The 21040-nt window shown below is 71.6% G+C and carries 20 protein-coding genes; 5 read left to right on the top strand and 15 right to left on the bottom strand.

Annotation, left to right across the window (positions count from 1 at the left end; all coding sequences use genetic code 11):
* Positions 1-26 precede the first annotated feature (26 nt).
* On the bottom strand, positions 27-599 hold the full coding sequence (locus CEB94_RS28375; RefSeq protein WP_175434878.1) for a GNAT family N-acetyltransferase: 573 nt from the start codon (positions 597-599) through the stop codon (positions 27-29).
* Positions 577-2823: an MMPL family transporter gene (locus CEB94_RS28370; protein ID WP_175434877.1), complete on the bottom strand. Its 2247-nt coding sequence runs from the start codon at positions 2821-2823 to the stop codon at positions 577-579. Before CEB94_RS28370 ends, CEB94_RS28375 begins: the two co-directional genes overlap by 23 nt.
* Before the next feature lie 339 nt (positions 2824-3162).
* On the opposite strand from CEB94_RS28370, the gene CEB94_RS28365 reads away from it, so the two are divergent.
* Positions 3163-3966 carry an SAM-dependent methyltransferase gene (locus CEB94_RS28365; protein ID WP_175434876.1) on the top strand — a complete coding sequence of 268 codons (804 nt, stop codon included), beginning with the start codon at positions 3163-3165 and terminating at the stop codon, positions 3964-3966.
* Positions 3967-4028: 62 nt separating this feature from the next.
* Here CEB94_RS28365 and gatB read toward each other — a convergent pair whose 3' ends face one another.
* From gatB to CEB94_RS28340, 5 genes are all read right to left on the bottom strand, one after another.
* Complete coding sequence (gene gatB / locus CEB94_RS28360; protein WP_175434875.1) at positions 4029-5543, bottom strand: Asp-tRNA(Asn)/Glu-tRNA(Gln) amidotransferase subunit GatB; 1515 nt, start codon at positions 5541-5543, stop codon at positions 4029-4031.
* Between the two features lie 16 nt (positions 5544-5559).
* Positions 5560-5799, bottom strand: a complete 240-nt coding sequence (locus CEB94_RS28355) for a hypothetical protein (protein WP_031137961.1) — start codon at positions 5797-5799, stop codon at positions 5560-5562.
* Positions 5796-7298 carry an Asp-tRNA(Asn)/Glu-tRNA(Gln) amidotransferase subunit GatA gene (gatA, locus tag CEB94_RS28350; protein ID WP_175434874.1) on the bottom strand — a complete coding sequence of 501 codons (1503 nt, stop codon included), beginning with the start codon at positions 7296-7298 and terminating at the stop codon, positions 5796-5798. Before gatA ends, CEB94_RS28355 begins: the two co-directional genes overlap by 4 nt.
* Before the next feature lie 5 nt (positions 7299-7303).
* Positions 7304-7600 (bottom strand): Asp-tRNA(Asn)/Glu-tRNA(Gln) amidotransferase subunit GatC, encoded by a 297-nt coding sequence (gatC, locus tag CEB94_RS28345; RefSeq protein WP_018531282.1) that lies wholly within the window; start codon positions 7598-7600, stop codon positions 7304-7306.
* A 105-nt stretch (positions 7601-7705) separates the two neighbouring features.
* Positions 7706-8077 carry a DUF4267 domain-containing protein gene (locus CEB94_RS28340; RefSeq protein ID WP_175434873.1) on the bottom strand — a complete coding sequence of 124 codons (372 nt, stop codon included), beginning with the start codon at positions 8075-8077 and terminating at the stop codon, positions 7706-7708.
* Between the two features lie 97 nt (positions 8078-8174).
* On the opposite strand from CEB94_RS28340, the gene CEB94_RS28335 reads away from it, so the two are divergent.
* Entirely contained in the window at positions 8175-8762 is a 588-nt protein-coding gene (locus tag CEB94_RS28335; protein WP_175434872.1) for a TetR/AcrR family transcriptional regulator, read from the top strand.
* A gap of 56 nt (positions 8763-8818) precedes the next feature.
* On the opposite strand, the gene CEB94_RS28330 is transcribed toward CEB94_RS28335, so the two are convergent.
* From CEB94_RS28330 to CEB94_RS28305, 6 genes are all read right to left on the bottom strand, one after another.
* A complete protein-coding gene (locus CEB94_RS28330) occupies positions 8819-11098 on the bottom strand; it encodes a putative bifunctional diguanylate cyclase/phosphodiesterase (protein ID WP_175434871.1) in 2280 nt (759 codons plus the stop codon).
* A gap of 258 nt (positions 11099-11356) precedes the next feature.
* The gene (ligA, locus tag CEB94_RS28325; protein ID WP_175434870.1) at positions 11357-13552 is read right to left on the bottom strand and encodes an NAD-dependent DNA ligase LigA; all 2196 of its coding nucleotides are present in this window, start codon (positions 13550-13552) and stop codon (positions 11357-11359) included.
* Between the two features lie 15 nt (positions 13553-13567).
* Complete coding sequence (locus tag CEB94_RS28320; RefSeq protein WP_175434869.1) at positions 13568-14575, bottom strand: methionine synthase; 1008 nt, start codon at positions 14573-14575, stop codon at positions 13568-13570.
* A gap of 30 nt (positions 14576-14605) precedes the next feature.
* Positions 14606-15304 carry an SDR family oxidoreductase gene (locus tag CEB94_RS28315; RefSeq protein ID WP_175434868.1) on the bottom strand — a complete coding sequence of 233 codons (699 nt, stop codon included), beginning with the start codon at positions 15302-15304 and terminating at the stop codon, positions 14606-14608.
* A gap of 18 nt (positions 15305-15322) precedes the next feature.
* On the bottom strand, positions 15323-15862 hold the full coding sequence (locus CEB94_RS28310; protein WP_175434867.1) for an LOG family protein: 540 nt from the start codon (positions 15860-15862) through the stop codon (positions 15323-15325).
* The gene (locus tag CEB94_RS28305; RefSeq protein ID WP_175434866.1) at positions 15859-16662 is read right to left on the bottom strand and encodes a class I SAM-dependent methyltransferase; all 804 of its coding nucleotides are present in this window, start codon (positions 16660-16662) and stop codon (positions 15859-15861) included. The genes CEB94_RS28310 and CEB94_RS28305 overlap by 4 nt, the downstream gene beginning before the upstream one ends.
* Before the next feature lie 81 nt (positions 16663-16743).
* Between CEB94_RS28305 and CEB94_RS28300 the strand changes: the two genes are divergently transcribed.
* A complete protein-coding gene (locus CEB94_RS28300; protein ID WP_175434865.1) occupies positions 16744-17067 on the top strand; it encodes a DUF427 domain-containing protein in 324 nt (107 codons plus the stop codon).
* Between the two features lie 61 nt (positions 17068-17128).
* A complete protein-coding gene (locus CEB94_RS28295) occupies positions 17129-17911 on the top strand; it encodes an alpha/beta fold hydrolase (protein WP_175434864.1) in 783 nt (260 codons plus the stop codon).
* Positions 17912-17968: 57 nt separating this feature from the next.
* Here CEB94_RS28295 and mnmA read toward each other — a convergent pair whose 3' ends face one another.
* Positions 17969-19099, bottom strand: a complete 1131-nt coding sequence (gene mnmA, locus CEB94_RS28290; protein WP_175434863.1) for a tRNA 2-thiouridine(34) synthase MnmA — start codon at positions 19097-19099, stop codon at positions 17969-17971.
* A 60-nt stretch (positions 19100-19159) separates the two neighbouring features.
* Between mnmA and CEB94_RS28285 the strand changes: the two genes are divergently transcribed.
* A complete protein-coding gene (locus CEB94_RS28285; protein ID WP_175434862.1) occupies positions 19160-19819 on the top strand; it encodes an N-acetylmuramoyl-L-alanine amidase in 660 nt (219 codons plus the stop codon).
* 26 nt (positions 19820-19845) lie between these two features.
* Here CEB94_RS28285 and CEB94_RS28280 read toward each other — a convergent pair whose 3' ends face one another.
* On the bottom strand, positions 19846-21015 hold the full coding sequence (locus CEB94_RS28280; protein ID WP_175434861.1) for a cysteine desulfurase family protein: 1170 nt from the start codon (positions 21013-21015) through the stop codon (positions 19846-19848).
* Between the last annotated feature and the right edge of the window lie 25 nt (positions 21016-21040).

Below are 21040 nucleotides of genomic sequence, written 5' to 3'. Positions count from 1 at the left end.
CGTAGGGTCGCTGTCTGAGAAGTCTCTTAATGATCGTTGTGAGCGGCACGCGCGCGTGTGGCGCGCCACTCGGGCGCCAGCACCGACCAGACTTCGAGATCGTGCCGTACGCCACCATAGGGGTGGGCCTCACGTCGTACACCGTCACGGGTCATCCCGAGCCGCCGCGCCACGTTGAGACTCGCCCGATTGCCGGAGGCGGCGACCCACTCGACGCGGTGGATGCCGCGTTCCTCGACGGCCCAGTCGATGAGGACCCGCATCGCGCGCGTGACCAGTCCCCGGCCCGTCGCGGCCGGCTCCAGCCAGCAGCCGACCTCGCAGTTTCCGGTCGCCGCGTCGAAGTTCAGGAACAGCACTCCGCCCACCAGCGTCCCCTCCAGCCACAGGCCGTGCAGGGACCCCGTGTCGGCGGCGCGCATGTCGGCGTAGCGCTGGAGCTTCGCCCGGGCCGAGAGCAGGTCCGTCTCGGTCGTCCCGAACGGGATGTACCGGCCGATGAACTCCCGCCCCCGCTCCAGGTGCGCCAGGAACTCCCCGGCGTGCCAGGGCTCCAGGGGCCTCAGCTCGGCGCCGTCACCCAGGGATATCGCGTACATCCCGCTGCCGCTCCTCCTCCGCCAGGACGTCCGCCACCTCGGCGTCCGTCGCGGCGGCCAGCCTCTCATGGGCGGCGCGGCTCTCGGGCGGCTCGATGCTGACGCGCGGCATGCGCTTGTCCAGCCAGCGGGGCAGCCACCAGTTGGCGCCGCCGAGCAGGTGCATCAGGGCCGGGACGAGGAGCGTGCGCAGGACGAAGGCGTCCAGGGCGACGGCGGCGGCCAGGGCGATGCCGAACATGGCGATCACCCGGTCGCCGCTGAGCACGAAGGCCAGGAAGACGGAGATCATGATGACCGCCGCCGAGTTGATGACCCGGCTGGTCTCGGCGAGTCCGACGCGCACGGCCCGCCGGTTGTCGCCGGTCTCCAGCCACTCCTCGTACATCCGGCTGACCAGGAAGACCTGGTAGTCCATGGAGAGGCCGAAGAGCACCGACACCATGATCACGGGCAGGAAGGGCTCGATGGGCCCCGCGCTGCCGAGGCCGAGCAGTTCGCTGCCCCAGCCCCACTGGAAGATCGCGACCACCACCCCGAAGGCGGAGGCGACGGCGGCGACGTTCATCGCGGCGGCCTTCAGCGGGATGCCGACGGACCGGAAGGCGAGCAGGAGCAGCAGACAGCCCAGGCCGATGACGACCCCGACGAACACCGGCAGCTTGGAGACGATGACGTCGGCGAAGTCGTCGTAGCCGGCCGTCATGCCGCCCACCTGCACATCGAGCGAGGTGCCCGCCTCGGCGCGCGGCAGCACATCGCCGCGCAGCCGGTCGACGAGGTCGCTGGTGTCCGTCGACTGCGGGGAGGACTCGGGGACGACGGTGAGGTATGCGGTGTGGCCGCCGGAGTCGAAGGTCACGGGGGTCACCGAGGCGACGCCGTCGGTGGTGCGGAGCGTGCCGTCGAGGTTGTCCAGGGCGAGCTTGTCGTCGGCGCCGTCGACCTCGGTGACGAGGGTGAGCGGGCCGTTGACCCCCGGGCCGAAACCGTCGGCGAGCAGGTCGTAGGCCTGGCGGGTGGTGGCCGTCCTGGGGTCGTTGCCCTGGTCGGAGGTGCCCAGGTGCAGGGAGAAGGTGGGCAGTGCGAGGACGGCCATGACGGCCAGGGCGACCGCGCCGAGCACCTTGGGGTGGCGCTCCACGAACGCCGACCAGCGGGCGGCGAAGCCGGTGGGCAGCTCGGGTTGCGGCCCGTGCTCCGCGAGGCGGCGGCGCTCACGGCGGCTGAGCGCGCGCATGCCTATGAAGGACAGCAGGGCGGGCAGCAGCGTCACGGACGCGGCGACGGTGAGGATCACGGTGAGGCTGGCCGCGACGGCGACGCCGTTGAGGAAGCTCAGCCGGAGGATCAGCATGCCGAGCAGGGCGATGCAAACGGTGGCACCCGCGAAGACGACCGCGCGTCCCGTGGTCGCGACGGCGTTCGTGGCGGCCTCGGCGACGGACAGCCCGCGTTTCAGCCCGCGCCGGTGTCTGGTGACGATGAACAGCGCGTAGTCGATGCCGACGCCGAGCCCGATCAGCAGGCCCAGCATGGGCGCGAAGTCGGCGACGGTCATGGCGTGCCCGAGCAGCACGATCCCGGCATAGGCGGTGCCGACGCCGACCAGGGCGGTGGCGATGGGCAGCAGGGAGGCGGCGAGCGAGCCGAAGGCGAGGAACAGCACCACCGCGGCGACGATCACCCCGACGATCTCGGCGAGGTGCCCGCCGGAGGATTCGGTGAGCGCGACGGCGCTGCCGCCCAGCTCCACCCGGAGCCCGTCGGTCTCGGCGCTCTTCGCGGTGTCGACGACGGCCCGCGCCTCGCCCTCGGCGATGTCCTCGGCCTGGTCGTGGAAGGTGACCGAGGCGTACGCCGTGCGGCCGTCCGCGCTGATGCGGCCCGTGCCCGGCCCGTCGTAGGGGCTGGTGACCGAGGCCACGCCGGGGAGGTTCTCGATCCGGTCCAGGGTGCGGGCCATCGTCTGCTCGACGTCGGCCGCGCGGACGCTGCCGGACGTGGTGTGCCAGACGACGGTGTCGCTGTCCCCGCCGAGCTGCGGGAAGCCCTCGTGCAGCAGCTCGGTGGCGCGGCCCGACTCGGTGCCGGGGACCTCGTAGTCGTTCGAGTACGTGGTGCCGGCGACGGCGGCGCCCGCGGCGATCCCCGCGAACGCGAGGAGCCACAGCAGGACGCTGAGCAGACGGCGCTGGACACACCAGCGGGCGAGGGCTGCCACGAAAACGTGCTCCCGGAGTTGCCTTGTGTGGATCTTTGACCGGGAACAGTCGTACATGACCTGAACAGCCAGCAAAGAACGCATGAGCAATGCGTCGCCACTCTTACAAACTCACGAGATCATTTGTCTGTTTCGTGGGCTTATTCACAGCGGCCCGAACAGCGCGCCCGGCGGGGAAAACCGGGTGCGGGGCCGGGGGGCCGGCTGTTAGCGTCCGCTGGTCCGAGGAATGCCCGCGGCATACCGCCGCCCGGCCGAAGCAGGTGCATTGTTTGACGGTCCGACCGAGCTCCTACGCATCCCCTTTCTTCCTCAAGGACTCAAGGAGCCCGTTCACCGATGTCGGACATCACCACCCGGAACACGAACGACCCCCTCAGTGACCGTGTGAGCCACCCCGGCTACCCGCGCAGCAACGGCTACGACGCCCGCTGGACCATCGACAACCAGATGGGCCCGCACGCGCTGTGGCTGCTGGAGTGGCTGGCCCCCGCCCTGGGGCTCGACACCCTGAGCCCCGGCTCCCGCGTGCTCGACCTGGGCTGCGGCCGCGCCATGACGTCGGTCTTCCTCGCCAAGGAGTACGACGCCCAGGTCACCGCCGCCGACCTGTGGGTCAAGCCCGACGAGAACGCCGGGCGCATCGCCGAGGCGGGTGTCGCCGACCGCGTCCTGCCCGTGTTCGCCGAGGCGCACGACCTGCCGTTCGGCGAGAGCAGCTTCGACGCCATCGTCTCCATCGACGCGTACCAGTACTTCGGCACCAATGACCTTTACCTGCCCCAGCTGACGCGCCTGCTGAAGCCCGGCGGGCGGATCGGCGTCGTCGTACCGGCACTGCGCGAGGAGATCGACGGCGTCGAGCCGCCGGAGCACCTCAAGCCGTACTGGGAGCCCGGTTTCTGGTGCTTCCACACCGCCGCGTGGTGGCGGCGCCACTGGACCCGCAGCGGGGCGGTGGCGGTCGAGACGGCCGACTGGCTGGACGACGGCTGGCGCGACTGGCTGCGCTGGTGCGAGGTCGTGGCCGAGGAGCACACGGACGAGTGGCACGTCCGGATGGCCGGCCAGTGCGCCGAGATGCTGCGCCTCGACCGGGGCGAGACGCTGGGCTTCGTGCGAGTCGTGGGACGCCGCCTCTGACGGCGTGACGAGGGGGGATGCGCCGGGTTCGGTGCATCCCCCCTCGGTCGCGTCCGCGGGGCTCAGCCCTCGCTGACGCCCAGCTTCTCCAGGATCAGCTCCTTGACGCGGGCCGCGTCGGCCTGGCCGCGCGTGGCCTTCATGACGGCGCCGACGAGCGCACCGGCAGCGGCCACCTTGCCGCCGCGGATCTTGTCCGCGACGCCCGGGTTGCCGACGATGGCCTCCTCGACGGCGGTGGTGAGCGCGCCCTCGTCGGAGACGACCTTCAGACCGCGCTTGTCGACGACCTCGTCCGGGGTGCCCTCGCCCGCGAGGACGCCCTCGATGACCTGCCGGGCCAGCTTGTCGTTCAGGTCGCCCTTCGCGACGAGCTCGGTGACCCGGGCCACCTGCTGCGGCGTGATCGCCAGCTCGTCGAGCGTCTTGCCCGACTCGTTGGCGCTGCGGGCCAGCTCGCCCATCCACCACTTGCGGGCGGAGGCGGCGTCGGCCCCGGCCTCGATCGTGGCGACGATGGGCTCCAGCGCACCGGCGTTGAGGATCGCCTGCATGTCGGTGGCCGAGACGCCCCACTCCTCACGGAGCCGGCTGCGGCGGACCAGCGGCAGCTCGGGCAGCCCGGACCGGATCTCCTCGACCCACTCACGGGAGGGGGCCACCGGGACGAGGTCGGGCTCCGGGAAGTACCGGTAGTCCTCGGCCTCCTCCTTCACACGGCCCGAGGTCGTCGAGCCCGTGTCCTCGTGGAAGTGCCGGGTCTCCTGGATGATCGTGCCGCCGGACGACAGCACGGCCGCGTGCCGCTGGATCTCGAAGCGGGCCGCGCGCTCCACGGACCTGAGCGAGTTGACGTTCTTCGTCTCGGAACGCGTGCCGAACTTCTCCCGGCCGTGCGGGCGCAGCGACAGGTTCACGTCGCAGCGCATCTGGCCCATCTCCATCCGGGCCTCGGAGACGCCGAGCGCCTTGATGAGCTCGCGCAGCTCACGGACGTAGGCCCGCGCGACCTCGGGGGCACGCTCGCCCGCGCCCTCGATCGGCTTGGTGACGATCTCGATGAGCGGGATGCCGGCGCGGTTGTAGTCCAGCAGCGAGTGCGAGGCGCCGTGGATACGGCCCGTCGCGCCACCGACGTGCGTCGACTTGCCGGTGTCCTCCTCCATGTGGGCGCGCTCGATCTGCACGCGGAAGGTCTCGCCGTCCTCCAGCTGCACGTCGAGGTAGCCGTTGAAGGCGATCGGCTCGTCGTACTGGGAGGTCTGGAAGTTCTTCGGCATGTCCGGATAGAAGTAGTTCTTCCGGGCGAAGCGGCACCACTCGGCGATCTCGCAGTTCAGCGCGAGGCCGATCTTGATGGCGGACTCGACGCCGGTCGCGTTGACGACCGGGAGCGCGCCGGGCATGCCGAGGCAGACCGGGCAGGTCTGCGTGTTGGCGTCCTGGCCGAGAGCGGTCGAACAGCCGCAGAACATCTTGGTCTTGGTGCCGAGTTCCACATGGACCTCGAGGCCCATGACGGGGTCGTACGACGCGAGTGCGTCCTCGTACGACACCAGGTCGGTCGTGGTGGTCACGGTGAGTACTTCCCTCTCAGCCCAGCAGGACGTCGTCGTCGCCCAGCCGCTTCAGCTCGCGGTAGAGAATGGCCAGGTTGGTGACGACCGCGGCTCCGGTGACGACGGCGTCGAGCAGCCGCAGCGTGTCGCTGTCACCGCGGGCCTTCTTGATCTGCTTGTAGACGCCGACGGCGCCGAACGCCGACGTGGCCATCGACACGTAGAGACCGGACTTGGAGCTCTTGAAGCCCTTGGCCTTGGACAGTGCGCTCACAGCGACGGAGCCTCCTCGATCAGCGGGTGGCCCCACTTTTCCACGAAGGCGGCCTCGACGGCTGCACCCACCTTGTACAGGCGGTCGTCCTTCATGACGGGGGCGATGATCTGCAGGCCGACCGGGAGGTCGTCCTCCGGGGCGAGACCGCACGGCAGCGACATGGCCGCGTTGCCCGCCAGGTTGGTCGGGATGGTGCACAGGTCGGCGAGGTACATCGCCATCGGGTCGTCGGCGCGCTCGCCGATCGCGAAGGCGGTGGTCGGGGTCGTCGGGGAGACGATCACGTCGACCTGCTCGAACGCCTTGTCGAAGTCCTGCTTGATGAGCGTGCGGACCTTCTGGGCGCTGCCGTAGTAGGCGTCGTAGTACCCGCTCGACAGGGCGTACGTGCCGAGCATGATGCGGCGCTTGACCTCGGGGCCGAAGCCGGCCTCGCGGGTGAGGGAGGTGACCTCCTCGGCGGAGTGCGTGCCGTCGTCGCCGGTCCGCAGGCCGTAGCGCAGGCCGTCGAAGCGGGCGAGGTTGGAGGAGCACTCGGACGGCGCGATCAGGTAGTACGCCGACAGCGCCAGGTCGAAGGAGGGGCAGTCCAGCTCGACGATCTCGGCGCCCAGCTCCTTCAGCAGCGCGACGGACTCGTCGAACCGCTGGATGACGCCGGCCTGGTAGCCCTCGCCGCGGAACTGCTTGACGACGCCGACGCGCATGCCCTCGACCGAGCCGTTGCGGGCGGCCTCGACGACCTGCGGGACCGGGGCGTCGATGGACGTGGAGTCGAGCGGGTCGTGCCCGGCGATGACCTCGTGCAGCAGGGCCGCGTCCAGGACCGTGCGGGCGCAGGGCCCGCCCTGGTCGAGGGAGGACGAGAAGGCGACCATGCCGTACCGGGAGACCGCGCCGTACGTCGGCTTCACACCGACCGTGCCGGTGACGGCGGCGGGCTGGCGGATGGAACCGCCGGTGTCCGTGCCGATGGCGAGCGGGGCCTGGAAGGAGGCCAGCGCGGCGGACGAACCGCCACCCGAGCCGCCGGGGATCTTGGTCAGGTCCCAGGGGTTGCCGGTCGGGCCGTAGGCGCTGTTCTCGGTGGAGGACCCCATGGCGAACTCGTCCATGTTGGTCTTGCCGAGGATGACGATGTCGGCGGCCTTCAGACGCTGGGTGACGGTCGCGTCGTAGGGCGGGATCCAGCCCTCGAGGATCTTCGAGCCGACCGTGGTCGGGATGCCCTCGGTGGTGAAGATGTCCTTCAGCGCGAGCGGGACGCCGGCGAGAGAGCCGAGCTTCTCGCCCCTGTCCCGCTTCGCGTCGACGGCGCGGGCCTGGGCGAGGGCGCCCTCGCGGTCGACGTGCAGGAAGGCGTGCACCTTCTCGTCGACGGCCTCGATGCGGGCGAGGTGGGCCTCGGTGACCTCGACGGCCGTGAGCTCGCCGGAGGCGATCTTCGCGGCGGTCTCGGCGGCCGTGAGCTTGATGATGTTGACGTTGTCCGTCATGGCGGTTAGTCCTCCCCCAGGATCTGCGGCACCTTGAAACGCTGCTGCTCCTGGGCCGGGGCGCCGGAGAGCGCCTGCTCGGGGGTGAGCGACGGACGGACCTCGTCCGCGCGCATGACGTTCGTCAGCGGGAGCGGGTGCGAGGTCGGCGGTACGTCTTGGTCGGCGACCTCGCTGACGCGGGCGACCGCGCCGATGATGTCGTCCAGCTGTCCCGCGAAGTGGTCGAGCTCTTCGGGCTTCAGCTCCAGACGCGCCAGCCGGGCGAGGTGGGCGACCTCCTCGCGCGTGATGCCAGGCATGCAGCGATCCTCTGGGGTGAGTGAATGTGGTGTGGCCTAATCCTATGGGGCTGGGGGCCGTGCCCGTGAAACGGTTTGCCGCCCCGGATGCCTGTCGGGGCGCCCTCAGACCGCGAAGAGCAGTCCGGCGCTGATCAGGACGATGACCGCGGTGGCGAAGTGGACCCCGAAGGCCACCGCCTTCGTACCGCCGTGGCGCAGCACGATCAGGGTGTCGCCCAGCGGTACGAGTGCCACGGCGAGCATGAACCAGGCCTCGGCTCCGGCCCCCGCGAAGGCGAGCAGCGCCAGACCGACCAGCCCGAGAGTGCCGTCCCGCAGGCCCTTGATCGTCAGGTAGGCCCCGGCATCGCCGCCGGGGTCGGCCGGAACGCCGTAACCGGCGGCGGCGGCAGCCGGCTGGAACAGGAACCGGTAGCCGAGGAACAGGCAGAACAGGTTGAGCACGACGGCCAGGGTGTAGGCGGTGACGGTCATGGCTCTCTCCGATTTTTTGAGTTTCTAGCAGCGCTAGGGACAAGAGCGAAGCTAGCAGAGCATCGGCAGGAACGCTAGCAGTGCTAGAATTCGGCCCATGACGATCCAGACGCGCCGGGAGCGCGAACGAGCGGAACGCGAGCGGCTGATCGTGACGGCCGCACGGGAACTGGCGGAGGCGGAAGGCTGGGACGCGGTGACCACGCGCCGGCTCGCCGAGGAGATCGAGTACAGCCAGCCCGTCCTCTACAGCCACTTCAAGGGCAAGGGCGCCATCATGGCGGCGGTGGCGGTGCAGGGCTGCGCGGACCTGGCCGACGAGCTGCGGGCGGCGCGCACGGCGGCCGGGAGCGCCCGCGAGGCACTGGCGGCGGTGGGCGGCGCGTACACCGCCTTCGCCCGGCGGCGGCCCGCGCTCTACGACGTGATCTTCACGCTCGCCGTGGACCTGCCCTTCGCCACCCCCGAGGCGCCGGCCGCTCTCCAGGACGCCTTCGGTGAACTGCTGCAGGCCGTCCTGCCGATCGCGGCGGACGGCGAGGACACGGGTTTGCTGACGGAGACGTACTGGGCCGGGCTGCACGGGCTGGTGACCCTGATGCGCAGCGGTCGGCTACCCGAGGAGGCACACGAGCGACGACTGGCACTGCTGATCGGCCACTTCGTGCCGCCCGGCACGAGCTGAGCGCTCACCCGAGGGAAGTGCAGCAGCCTGCGAGCCGAACAAGCGGGGGGGCCGGCCTACTCGTCGGCCGTCGCCGCGGGCAACGCGGCACGCGGTCGCTGCCACCCCCGGGGCCCCCGCGCCCGCAGCCACGCCGTGGTCTCCTCCGGGGGCATCGCGGCGGCGACCAGCCAGCCCTGGACGGCGTCGCAGCCGAGGTCGCGCAGGCGTTCCCAGGTCTCGTCGTCCTCGACGCCCTCGGCGACGACGAGCAGGCCGAGGGAGTGGGCCAGGTCGACTGTGCAGCGCACGATCTCGGCGTCCTCGGTGTCCACCGCGAGCCGGGCCACGAACGAACGGTCGATCTTCAGCTCGCTGACCGGGAGCCGGCGCAGGTGCACGAGCGAGGAGTAGCCCGTGCCGAAGTCGTCCAGGGACATCTTCACGCCGTGCGCGGTCAGTTGGTTGAGGGTGTCGGCGGCGCGCTGCGGGTCCTCCAGGAGGACGTGCTCGGTGATCTCCAGTTGGAGCGCTCCCGCCGGGACGCCGTGCCGGGCCAGCCGGGCGGCGACGGAGCCGGCGAAGCCGGGGCTGTGCACGTCGCGCGGGGAGACGTTCACCGCGACCGGGACGAACAGGCCCTGGTCGCGCCAGTGCGCGACCTGGCCGAGCGCGGTCTCCAGCACGTACTCGGTGAGATGCGGCATCAGACCCGAGGACTCGGCGATCGCTATGAACTCGTCCGGCGGCACCTTGCCCCGCTCCGGGTGCACCCAGCGGACCAGGGCCTCCAGGCCCGCGACCTGCCCGTCGAAGCGGACCTTGGGCTGGTAGTGCAGATGCACCTCGTGTGCGTCGAGGGCGCGGCGCAGATCGCCCAGCAGGCCGAGACGGTCGGGGGTGTTGGAATCGCGCTTGGACTCGTAGACCTCGACACCGGTGCGGTCCCGCTTCGCCTGGTACATCGCCACATCCGCCCGCCGCAGCAGCCCTTCGGCGTCCAGGGCGTGGTCGGGGAAGACGGCGACTCCGGCACTGGCCTCCAGGACGAGGGTGAGACCGTCGAGGTCGAGGGGGGAGCTGAGGGCGGCGACGAGGTTGCGGGCGATCCGGGTCGCGGAGGTCGTGGAGTCGGCGACCGGCAGTAAGACGGCGAACTCGTCCCCGCCGAGCCGGGCGGCCTCCGCCCCGCGTGGCAGGGCCACCCGCAGCCGGTCGGCGATCTGCAGCAGCAGCCGGTCACCGGCGAGATGACCGAGCGTGTCGTTGACCGACCGGAACCGGTCGAGGTCGATCAGCATCAGCGCGGCGCGGGCGTCGATCCGCTCCGCGTCGTCCAGCGCGGTCCAGATGCGCTCCAGCAGCCACTGGCGGTTGGGCAGCCCGGTCAGCGGGTCGCGCAGCTGCTCCTCCGCCCGGGCCCTGGCTATCCACAGGGTGGAGTCCAGGGCGATCAGGGGGATGGAGAACAGCGGCAGCAGGATCGGCTTGGCCACGGCGACCACGCAGACCAGCGGCGCGATGCCCAGCAGCGCGACGGCGACCAGGCCCTGTCTGGCCAGGGCGGTGCGGGCGACGGTGGGCAGTCCGGGGCGCGGGGCGTGCAGATACCAGAGCAGGACGCGGGTGACCATCAGGTAGGCGACGGCGACCAGGACCACCTCGGGTGCCGTGGCGAGCGTCCAGGCGGCGGGATCCGCCGGGGACTCGACGGACGGCACGGTTCCGAAGACGCCCAGCACGAGTGCGCCGGCGCCGATGCCGAGGAGGTCGACCGCACCGTGCAGCACGCCCTGGCGCCAGCGGTTGCGGCGGGCTATGCCGACCAGCACGACGACCGTGAGGCTGACCATGCCGGCCGGAACCCAGCCGTAGAGCAGCAGCACGGCGAGGGTGAGGGCGGCGCCCGAGCCGGTGCCGCCCCACCAGCGGGAGCGGCCCAGCATGACGAGGTGGCCGACGATGATGCCGGTGAGCACGGCCAGCGCCCAGCCGGCCGTGCCCGCCGGGAAGAGCGCGTGGCCGCCGGTGAAGGCGCGGTAGAAGCCGGCGCCCAGGACGAATCCGGCCGCCGCGACGACGGCCGCGGGCAGCGCGGGCCAGGAGTGGTGCTGTTCGCCGTCCGCGTCGTCCGCGCCGGTCAGTCCGGGCGGATGTTCGGTGATCGGCTGTGCGCCGGGGCCGTCCGCGGCGCGCCCCCCGCCGCCACGCCCCTGCGGGGTGTACTGTCCGACGGCGCGCACCTCCGTAACCGGACGTCCCGCCGGCCGCCCGGCCCCACGGACTGCGCGCCATGCGACCGCCAAGCGGCGCAGGCGCAGCCGTGAGCCCCGCACGGCGCTCTCGGTCGGTTCCATTCCCGTCCCTCTCACAGCCGGCGGTGCCCACGCCCCGCGGCCCGGTGCCCGACAACCCTCAACGGCCCGCGCCCGAAAACCCTTCCCCGCGCTCTGTGCGAGCACGAAGATGCCCCGACCGCAGCTGGGCACGGCAGGCGCACATCTCAACAGTAGGCCGCAGAAGGCTTCCACGGGCAGCGGTCGCCGACGGTTGCCCGAATGCGCCTCAGCCACCCGTATGCATCTGGTATGCGCCGAACGGGTGGCCTTCAACCGCTACTCCTCGGCCGAAAGGGCGACTTCGGCCGCCGCGTCCGGTCCCTGCTCCAGCAGGACCCCGAAACCCTCCTCGTTCAGAACCGGAACCTTCAGCTGCATCGCCTTGTCGTACTTCGTCCCGGGGCTGTCCCCCACCACGACGAACGAGGTCTTCTTCGAAACCGAGCCGGTCACCTTCGCTCCGCGGCTCTGCAGCGCCTCCTTGGCACCGTCCCGCGTGAAGTGTTCGAGGGTGCCCGTGACGACGACGGTGAGGCCTTCGAGGGGGCGCGGCCCTTCGTCCTCGCCGGTGCTCTCCTCCTCCAGGCGGACGCCGGCGGCCTTCCACTTGCGGATGATCTCGCGGTGCCAGTCCTCGGCGAACCACTCCTTGACGGCGGTGGCCACGATCTGGCCGACGCCGTCGGTGTTCTTCAGTTCCTCCTCCGTGGCCTGGTCGATCCGCTCGATCGAGCGGAACTCGCGGGCCAGCGCCTCGGCGGCGACGGGGCCGACGTGACGGATCGACAGGCTGGTGAGGAGGCGGGCGAGGGGGCGCTCCTTGGCCGCGGCGATGTTCTCCAGCATGGCGACCGCGTTCTTGCGGGGCTCGCCCTGCTGGTTGGCGAAGATCGTGGCGACCTTCTCCTCGCCGGTCTTCGGGTCGCGCTTGGGCAGCCCGCTGTCCGGGTCGAGGACGTACGCCTTGATGGGCAGCAGCTGCTCGATGGTGAGGTCGAACAGGTCGCCCTCGTCGGCCAGCGGCGGGGTCTTCGGCTCCAGCGGGGCGGTGAGGGCGGCGGCGGCGACGTAGCCGAAGTGCTCGATGTCCAGGGCCTTGCGGCCCGCGAGGTAGAACAGGCGCTCGCGCAACTGGGCCGGGCAAGTACGGGCGTTGGGGCAGCGCAGGTCGACGTCGCCCTCCTTCATCGGCCGCAGCGCCGTACCGCACTCGGGGCACTCGCCCGGCATGACGAACTCGCGCTCGGTGCCGTCGCGCAGGTCGGCGACGGGGCCGAGGATCTCCGGGATGACGTCACCGGCCTTGCGCAGCACGACCGTGTCCCCGATGAGGACGCCCTTGGCCTTGACCACGTCCTGGTTGTGCAGCGTGGCGAACTCGACCTCGGAGCCCGCGACCGTGACCGGCTCGACCTGGGCGTAGGGAGTGACGCGACCCGTGCGGCCCACGCCCACGCGGATGTTGACGAGCTTGGTGTTGACCTCCTCCGGCGCGTACTTGTACGCGATCGCCCAGCGCGGGGCGCGCGAGGTGGAGCCGAGGCGGCCCTGGAGGGGGATCTGGTCGAGCTTGACGACCACGCCGTCGATCTCGTGCTCCACGGAGTGGCGGTTCTCGCCGAAGTAGGCGATGAACTCCCGTACGCCTTCCAGGCCGTCGACCACCTTGTTGTGCCGGGAGGTGGGCAGGCCCCAGGTCTTGAGGAGGTCGTAGGCCTGGGAGAGCCGGGTCAGGCCGGTGAAGCCCTCCAGGGCGCCGATGCCGTGGACCACCATGTGCAGGGGGCGGGTGGCCGTGACGCGCGGGTCCTTCTGGCGCAGTGAACCGGCCGCCGCGTTGCGCGGGTTGGCGAAGGGCTTGTCACCGGCCTCGACGAGGCGGGCGTTGAGCTCCTGGAACTTCTCCATCGGGAAGTAGACCTCGCCGCGGATCTCCACGAGGTCGGGGACGTCGTCGCCCTTGAGGCGGTCGGGGATCTCCGCGATCGTCCGCACGTTCGGTGTGATGTCCTCGCCGGTGCGGCCGTCGCCGCGGGTGGCCGCGCGGGTGAGGCGGCCGTGCTCGTAGGTGAGGTTCACGGCGAGGCCGTCGACCTTCAGCTCGCACAGGAAGTGGTACTTCTGCTCGCCCAGTTCCCTGGCGATGCGCTCCGTCCAGGCGGCCATCTCCTCGTCGTTGAACGTGTTGTCGAGGGAGAGCATGCGCTGGCGGTGCTCGACCGCCGTGAACTCCGTCTCGTAGGACCCGGAGACCTTCTGGGTCGGTGAGTCCGGGGTGCGCAGCTCCGGGTGCTCCTCCTCCAGCGCCTCCAGGGAACGCAGCAGCTGGTCGAACTCCGCGTCGCTGACGACGGGAGCGTCCTTCACGTAGTAGCGGAAGCGGTGCTCCTCGATCTGCTCCGCGAGGCGCGCGTGCTTCTCCCGTGCCTCGGCGGGCACCGTCGTCGTCTCCGCTTGCTTGTCGCCGGCCACCGTGTCGTCCTCCCGTTACTCTGGGTTGTCCGCGAGGGATCTCGCCGCCCGGGCGCAGTGCGCGAGAGCCGTGCGCGCGTACCCCGGGGAGGCCCCCGCGAGTCCGCACACCGGGGTGACCGTGACCGCCTCCGCGAGAAGCCCCGGTGACAGCCCCAGCCTGCGCCACAGCGTCCTGACACCCATGACGCTACCGGCAGGGTCTGACAATGCGTCCCCCGTGGACGGGACGACACCGGCGAAGAGCCGGGTGCCGCCCTCCACGGCCTCCCCGATCACCTCGTCGTCACGCTCGGTGAGCAGGGAGAAGTCGAAGGAGACCGCGGCCGCGCCGGCCCGGCGGAGCAGGGCGAACGGGACGTCGGGGGCGCAGGAGTGCACGACGACGGGGCCGTCGGTGTGCACCCCGACGAGGTCGCGCAGCGTCTGCTCGACGAGCTGCCGGTCGACGGCCCGGTGGGTGCGGTAACCGCTGGCGCTCTTCACCTGGCCCCGCAGGACGGGGGTGAGGGACGGCTCGTCGAGCTGGAGGACGAGCTGCGCGCCGGGGATCCGCCGCTGGACTTCGGCGAGATGCACACGCAGTCCCTCGGCGAGGGAGGCCGCGAGGTCACGGCTGGCCCCGGCATCGGAGACGGCGGCCTCGCCGTTCCTCATCTCCAGGTTGGCGGCGAGGGTCCAGGGGCCGACGGCCTGGACCTTCAGCGGCCCCTCGTACTCCTGCGTGCACTCCTCCAGGGCGTCGAGGTCCTCGCCGAGCCAGGAGCGGGCCCGCTTGGTGTCGCGCCCCGGCCGGTCCCCCAGCCGCCATCCGCTGGGCTCCACGCGCGCGTACAGCTCGACGAGGAGGCCGGCCGTCCGTCCGATCATGTCGGCGCCCGGCCCCCGGGCGGGCAGTTCGGGCAGGAAGGGGAAGTCCTCGAAGGTGCCGGTGACGGTTTTGGCGGCCTCACGGGCGTCGCCGCCCGGCATGGACCCCACGCCGGTGGCGGCGCCGAACCTGAACTGGCTGTTTTCGCTCACCGGAGCAGCCTACGCAGCGCCCTGGCCGGGTCAGCCTCCCGGGCGCACCGTCAGGTCGTTGACCTCCGCGTCCCTCGGCAGGTCCAGGGCCATGAGGATCGTCGTGGCGACCGACTCCGGGTCGATCCACTTCGAGGCGTCGTACTCCTTGCCCTCCTGCTGGTGGACCTTGGCCTGCATGGGGCTGGCCGTGCGGCCGGGGTAGACCGAGGTGACGCGGACTCCGCCCGCGTGCTCCTCGTGGCGCAGGGAGTCGGCGAGGGCCTTCAGGCCGTGCTTGGAGGCGGCGTACGCGGACCAGTCGGCGTGGGCGTTGAGGCCGGCGCCGGAGTTGACGAAGAGCACGTGGCCGCGGGCGGCGCGCAGTTGGGGCAGGAAGTGACGGGTCAGCTCGGCGGGAGCGATCAGGTTGACGTTGAGCTGATGGCGCCAGGTCTTCGGGGTGAGTTCGCCGACCGGCCCGAGGTCGACGACGCCGGCGATGTGCAGCAGCGAGTCCACGCGGTCCGGCAGCGACTGGTGGGAGAAGGCCCAGGAGAGCTTGTCGGGGTCGGCGAGGTCGCCGACCAGGGTCCGCGCCCCGGGGAACTCGGCCGCCAGCTCCTTGGCACGGCCCGCGTCGCGCGCGTGCAGCACGAGGTCGTCCCCGCGCGCGTGCAGGCGGCGGGCCACGGCCGCGCCGATGCCGGAGCCGGCTCCGGTGATCACATGAGTAGCCATGCCCGCCATGCTCGCATCAGCCCCGGATCACTCGATGCCCCGGCTCTCCTCCAGGTACGCCAGGGCCCCCACCGGCTCCTCGGCGAAGAACACCAGGTCGGTGAGCGGCCGGGGCAGGAAGCCCTCGGCGTCCATGCGGCGGAACTGCTCCTTCAGGCCGTCGTAGAAGCCCGCGGTGTTGAGCAGGACCACCGGCTTGTCGGTGTGCCCGTGCTTCTTCAGCTCCAGGATCTCGGTCGCCTCGTCGAGCGTGCCCGTGCCGCCCACCATGATCACCACGGCGTCGGCCCTCTCCAGGAGCAGCTTCTTGCGCTCGGCGAGGTCCTTCGCGATGACCATCTCGTCGACGCCCGGGCGGGCCTTGGCCGCGAGGAACTGCACGGAGACGCCGGCCAGCCGGCCGCCCGCCTCCTGCACCCCGTCGGCGACCACCTTCATCAGGCCGACGTCGGAGCCGCCCCACACGAGCGTGTGACCGCCCTTGCCCAGCAGCTTGGCGAACTCCCGCGCGGGACGGGTGTAGCGCTCGTCGAGGTCGGCGGCGGACAGGAAGACACAGATGTTCATGAACCCACCGTACGGGCCCGGTCCGCCGCCGCGGTGACCCGCATTTTGGACTGCCGGTGCGGGAGGCGTTCCCAGTCGTCCATGAACCGGGCGTCCAGGCCGTGCCGCGCGGCGAGGCCGGTGAGGGTCCGCGTCCGGTAGTAGAAGTCCTCGTGCAGAACCTGGTGCTCCTCGCCCTCGGTGCGGTCGAAGGTGAAGTCGAAGAACCCGCCGGGCGCGAGGATCCGGCCGACGTGGGCGAAGCACTCCTCGATGACGTGCAGCGGCGAGTGCGAGAAGACGCTGTGCGCGTGCACGACGTCGAAGTGCGCGTCCGGCAGGAAGGCGAAGGTGAGGTCGTCGGCGAGGGCCAGGTAGGGCAGTTTGGGCTGGAGCTTCTCGGCCACGAGGGTGTCCTGGGCGGCGAGCAGGATGTGCGGCGAGATGTCGATGCCGTAGTAGTGCCCGGTGTCGAGGTGGCCGATGAACAGCCGCCCGGCACGCAGGTTGCCGCAGCCGATCTCCAGCATCCGGTGGTGCGGCTGGAGGCCGTGGCCCACCAGGTAGTCGAACTGCATGCGGCCGATCCGCGCCCACTGCTCGCGCGAGGGGTTGTGCCCCACCGCCGCCTCGGTGCTGCGGGCCGCGTCCGAGGCCATCACGGCCCGGTAGTACGCGATGTGGTCGGGGTGGCGCAGCCGCAGCCAGGCGTCCCGCACCACGCGCCGGGCGTGCGCGGGTACCCGCTCCGGGTGGCGCAGGGCGTACCGGAGCTGGTGCAGCGGACTGGAGCGGTTTCCGGCCGTTTCCGTGGCGCGCATGGGGACCTCCTGCCGCAAGGGAAGAACTCCGCTTCAGCCTGCGCTGTACCCAAGGAGTCGGCTACCCGAGGAGGGGCGATCGTGACCACAGGGCATCGCATCACCATCGAGCCGAGCGGCGGGCACGTGCGCGTGGTGCACGGCGGGCAGGTGCTGGCGGAGAGCGACCGGTCGCTGGTCCTGCGCGAGACGGGCTGTCCCGAGCGGTACTACATCCCGCCCGAGGACGTCCGCCTGGACCTGCTGACGCCGTCCGGCTCCCAGACGTACTGCCCGTTCAAGGGCACCGCCTCCTACTGGTCCCTGCCGGACGCGACGGACCTCGTCTGGGCGTATCCGGACCCCAAGCCGGACGTCGCCGAGATCAAGGACCACCTGTGCTTCTACGAGGTGGAAGTGTTCTGATCGGCTGACGCGCCGCCCGCCTCATCGATGAACACCGCGCCGTGCGGCAGTCTGCATGAGCATGGACAAGAAGATCCTTTCGCGCGACGGCACCCGCATCGCCTACGAGAGCACCGGCCGCGGCCCCGCGGTCGTCCTGGTGAGCGGCGCGATGTCGACGGGCGGCACTCTGGCGCCGCTGGCCGTGTCGCTCTCGGAGCGTTTCCAGGCCGTGGTGTACGACCGCCGTGGCCGCGGCGCCAGCGCGGACACGGCGCCGTACGCCGTGGAGCGTGAGGTCGAGGACCTGGCCGCGGTGATCGAGGCGGTGGGCGGCGAGGCACTCCTGTACGGCATCTCCTCGGGCGGTGCACTGGCGCTGGAGGCGGCGGCCAGCGGCCTGCCGGTGCGGCGTGTGGCCGTCTACGAGACGCCGTTCGCGATGTCCGAGGAGGGCGTCAAGGAGCGCGCCGAGTACACCGAGCGGCTGACGGAGGCGCTCGGCGAGGGGCGGCGCGGGGACGCGGTCGAACTGTTCCTGCGGCTGACCGGCCTGGCCGAGGGGGTGATCCAGGGCGCCCGCCAGTCCCCCATGTGGGCCGGCATGGAGGCGATGGCCTCCAGCCTCGCCTACGACGACGCCGTCATGCGGGACGGCCGCGTCCCCCGCTCCCGGCTGGGCTCGGTCGGTGTGCCCGTCCTGGCGGTCGCGGGCGACGCGAGCCCGGGGTGGCTGCGCGAGTCGGCCCGGGCGATCGCGGACTCCGTCCCCGAGGGCACGTACCGCACGCTCCAGGGGCAGACGCACATGGTCGAGCCGAACGTGCTGGCGCCGGTGCTGACCGAGTTCTTCAGCCGGGACTGAGTCGGGCGGCACGGGGGCACGCGCGCGTGGAGCCCGCCGCCGGGTCCGGCGGCGGGATCAGGCCACGCCCGCCGTCGCCCGCACCGTCGAGGCGATCGTCGCCGAGCCCACCACGCGCGTGCCGTCGTACAGCACGATCGCCTGGCCGGGGGCGACGCCGCGGACGGGCTCGGTGAAGACGACCTCCAGGGAACCGTCGACGACTTCGGCGGTGACCTCGGTCTCGCCGCCGTGGGCGCGCAGCTGGGCGGTGTAGCTGCCGGGGCCCGTGGGGGCGGCGCCGCACCAGCGGGGCTTGATGGCCGTGAGGGCGCTGACGTCCAGGGCGGACGCCGGGCCGACGGTCACCGTGTTGTCCACCGGAGAGATGTCCAGGACGTAGCGCGGCTTGCCGTCGGGGGCCGGGGTGCCGATGCGCAGGCCCTTGCGCTGGCCGATGGTGAAGCCGTACGCGCCTTCGTGGGTGCCGAGCCGGTTGCCGGACTCGTCGACGATGTCGCCCTCGGAGCGGCCGAGCCGGTTCGCGAGGAAGCCCTGGGTGTCGCCGTCGGCGATGAAACAGATGTCGTGCGAGTCGGGCTTCTTGGCCACGGCCAGGCCCCTGCGCTCGGCCTCCGCGCGGATCTCGTCCTTGGTGGTGACGGTGTCGCCGAGCGGGAACAGCGCGTGGGCGAGCTGCCGGTCGTCCAGCACGCCGAGGACGTAACTCTGGTCCTTGGCCATGTCGGAGGCGCGGTGCAGTTCGCGGGTGCCGTCCTCGCGGACGATCACCTGGGCGTAGTGGCCCGTGCAGACCGCGTCGAAGCCGAGCGCGAGCGCCTTGTCGAGGAGGGCGGCGAACTTGATCTTCTCGTTGCAGCGCAGGCAGGGGTTGGGGGTGCGGCCGGCCTCGTACTCGGCGACGAAGTCCTCGACGACGTCCTCGCGGAAGCGGTCGGCGAGGTCCCACACGTAGAACGGGATGCCGATGACGTCCGCGGCGCGGCGGGCGTCGCGTGAGTCCTCGATGGTGCAGCAGCCCCGCGCGCCGGTCCGGAAGGATTGGGGATTGGCGGAGAGCGCGAGGTGGACGCCGGTCACGTCATGGCCCGCTTCGGCCGCGCGGGCGGCGGCGACGGCGGAGTCGACTCCGCCGGACATGGCGGCCAGGACGCGGAGGGGGCGGGGGCGCTGCGGGGTTTCAGTCATAACCCTTCCAGGGTAAGGGGGCGCGGGAACCAGGGCCGCCGAGTATCCGTTGTCGATCACATGGGACAGCGGAAGGCTTCGAAGGACGGCGACCGGAAGATCGGCCGTCGCGCGCTGCTGATCGGCGGGACGGTGGCCGCGGCGGGCTCCGCCGTGCTGGCCCGAGACGAGCTGGCGCGGCTGTGGTGGCGCGCCCCGGGCGTCGAGAAGCCGCGTGTGGAAGGTGCGGTCGACTACACGGGCGCGCGCTGGGTGGCGGCGTCGGACGCGAACTGGCGCCGTGCGGACCGGCCCGACGACTTCGGCATAGACATGGTGATCGTCCATGTCACGCAGGGCAGCTTCGACAGTGCGGTGAAGGCCTTCCAGGACCCGGGGCACAAGGCGGCCACGCACTACATCGTCCGGCAGGACGGGCACGTCACGCAGATGATCCGCGAGCTGGACGTGGCGTACCACGTCCGCGACTACAACGAGCGCAGTGTCGGCATCGAGCACGAGGGCTTCGTGGACCGCCCGCAGGACCTCACGGACGAGATGTACGAGGCCTCGGCGCGCCTGACCGCCCGGATATGCGCGCGCTACGACATCCCGGTCGACCGCGAGCACATCATCGGCCACGTGGAGGTGCCGGGCACGGACCACACGGACCCGGGGCGGCACTGGGACTGGGAGAAGTACATGCGTCTGGTGCGGCGGGCGGGTACGACACCGGCCTGACCGTCCGGGCCCGTCGGCAACACCCTTTACGTCAGTCCCGCCGCCCGCGCCCGTTCCACCGCCGGGCCGATGGCCTTCGCCAGGGCCTCGATGTCGGCCTCGGTGGAGGTGTGGCCGAGGGAGAAGCGCAGGGTGCCGCGGGCCAGGTCGGGGTCGGTGCCGGTGGCGAGGAGGACATGGCTGGGCTGGGCGACGCCGGCGGTGCAGGCGGAGCCGGTGGAGCACTCGATGCCCTGGGCGTCGAGCAGGAGCAGCAGGGAGTCGCCCTCGCAGCCGGGGAAGGTGAAGTGCGCGTTCGCCGGGAGGCGCCGCTGCGGGTCCGGGTCACCGCCGAGGATCGCGTCCGGCACGGCCGAACGGACCGCGCTGACGAGGGCGTCGCGCAGGGCGCCGATCTCGCGGGCGAACCACTCGCGCTGCTCGGCGGCCAGCCGCCCGGCTACGGCGAAGGAGGCGATGGCGGGGACGTCGAGGGTGCCGGAGCGCACATGGCGCTCCTGGCCGCCGCCGTGCAGGACCGGTACGGGGGCGTGCTCCCGGCCGAGGACCAGCGCGCCGATGCCGTAGGGCCCGCCGATCTTGTGGCCCGAGACCGTCATCGCGGCGAGGCCGGAGGCGGCGAAGTCCACGGGGATCTGGCCGAAGGCCTGGACGGCGTCCGAGTGCAGCGGGACTGCGAACTCGGCTGCGGTTTCGGCGAGTTCACGGATCGGCAGGACGGTCCCGATCTCGTTGTTCGCCCACATGACGGTGGCGAGGGCCACGTCGTCGGGGTTGCGGGCGATCGCCTCGCGCAGGGCGTCCGGGTGGACGCGGCCGTGGGAGTCGACCGGCAGGTACTCGACGGTGGCGCCCTCGTGTTCGCCGAGCCAGTGCACGGCGTCGAGGACCGCGTGGTGTTCGACGGGGCTGGCGAGGACGCGGGTGCGGGCCGGGTCGGCGTCGCGGCGCGACCAGTAGAGGCCCTTGACTGCGAGGTTGTCGGCCTCCGTGCCGCCCGAGGTGAAGACGACCTCGCTGGGGCGGGCGCCGAGGGCTTCGGCGAGGGTCTCGCGGGCCTCCTCGACGGTGCGGCGGGCCTGCCTGCCGGATGCGTGGAGGGAGGACGCGTTGCCGGTGGCACCCAGCTGGGCGGTGAGCGCCTCTGCCGCCTCCGGGAGCATCGGGGTGGTCGCGGCGTGGTCGAGGTAAGCCATGGTGAGCCCGATTCTACGGCTCCCC

It is taken from the genome of Streptomyces hawaiiensis (assembly GCF_004803895.1).
In the GTDB taxonomy this organism is placed as follows: domain Bacteria; phylum Actinomycetota; class Actinomycetes; order Streptomycetales; family Streptomycetaceae; genus Streptomyces; species Streptomyces hawaiiensis.
This window is presented reverse-complemented; position numbering and strand designations above follow the sequence as displayed.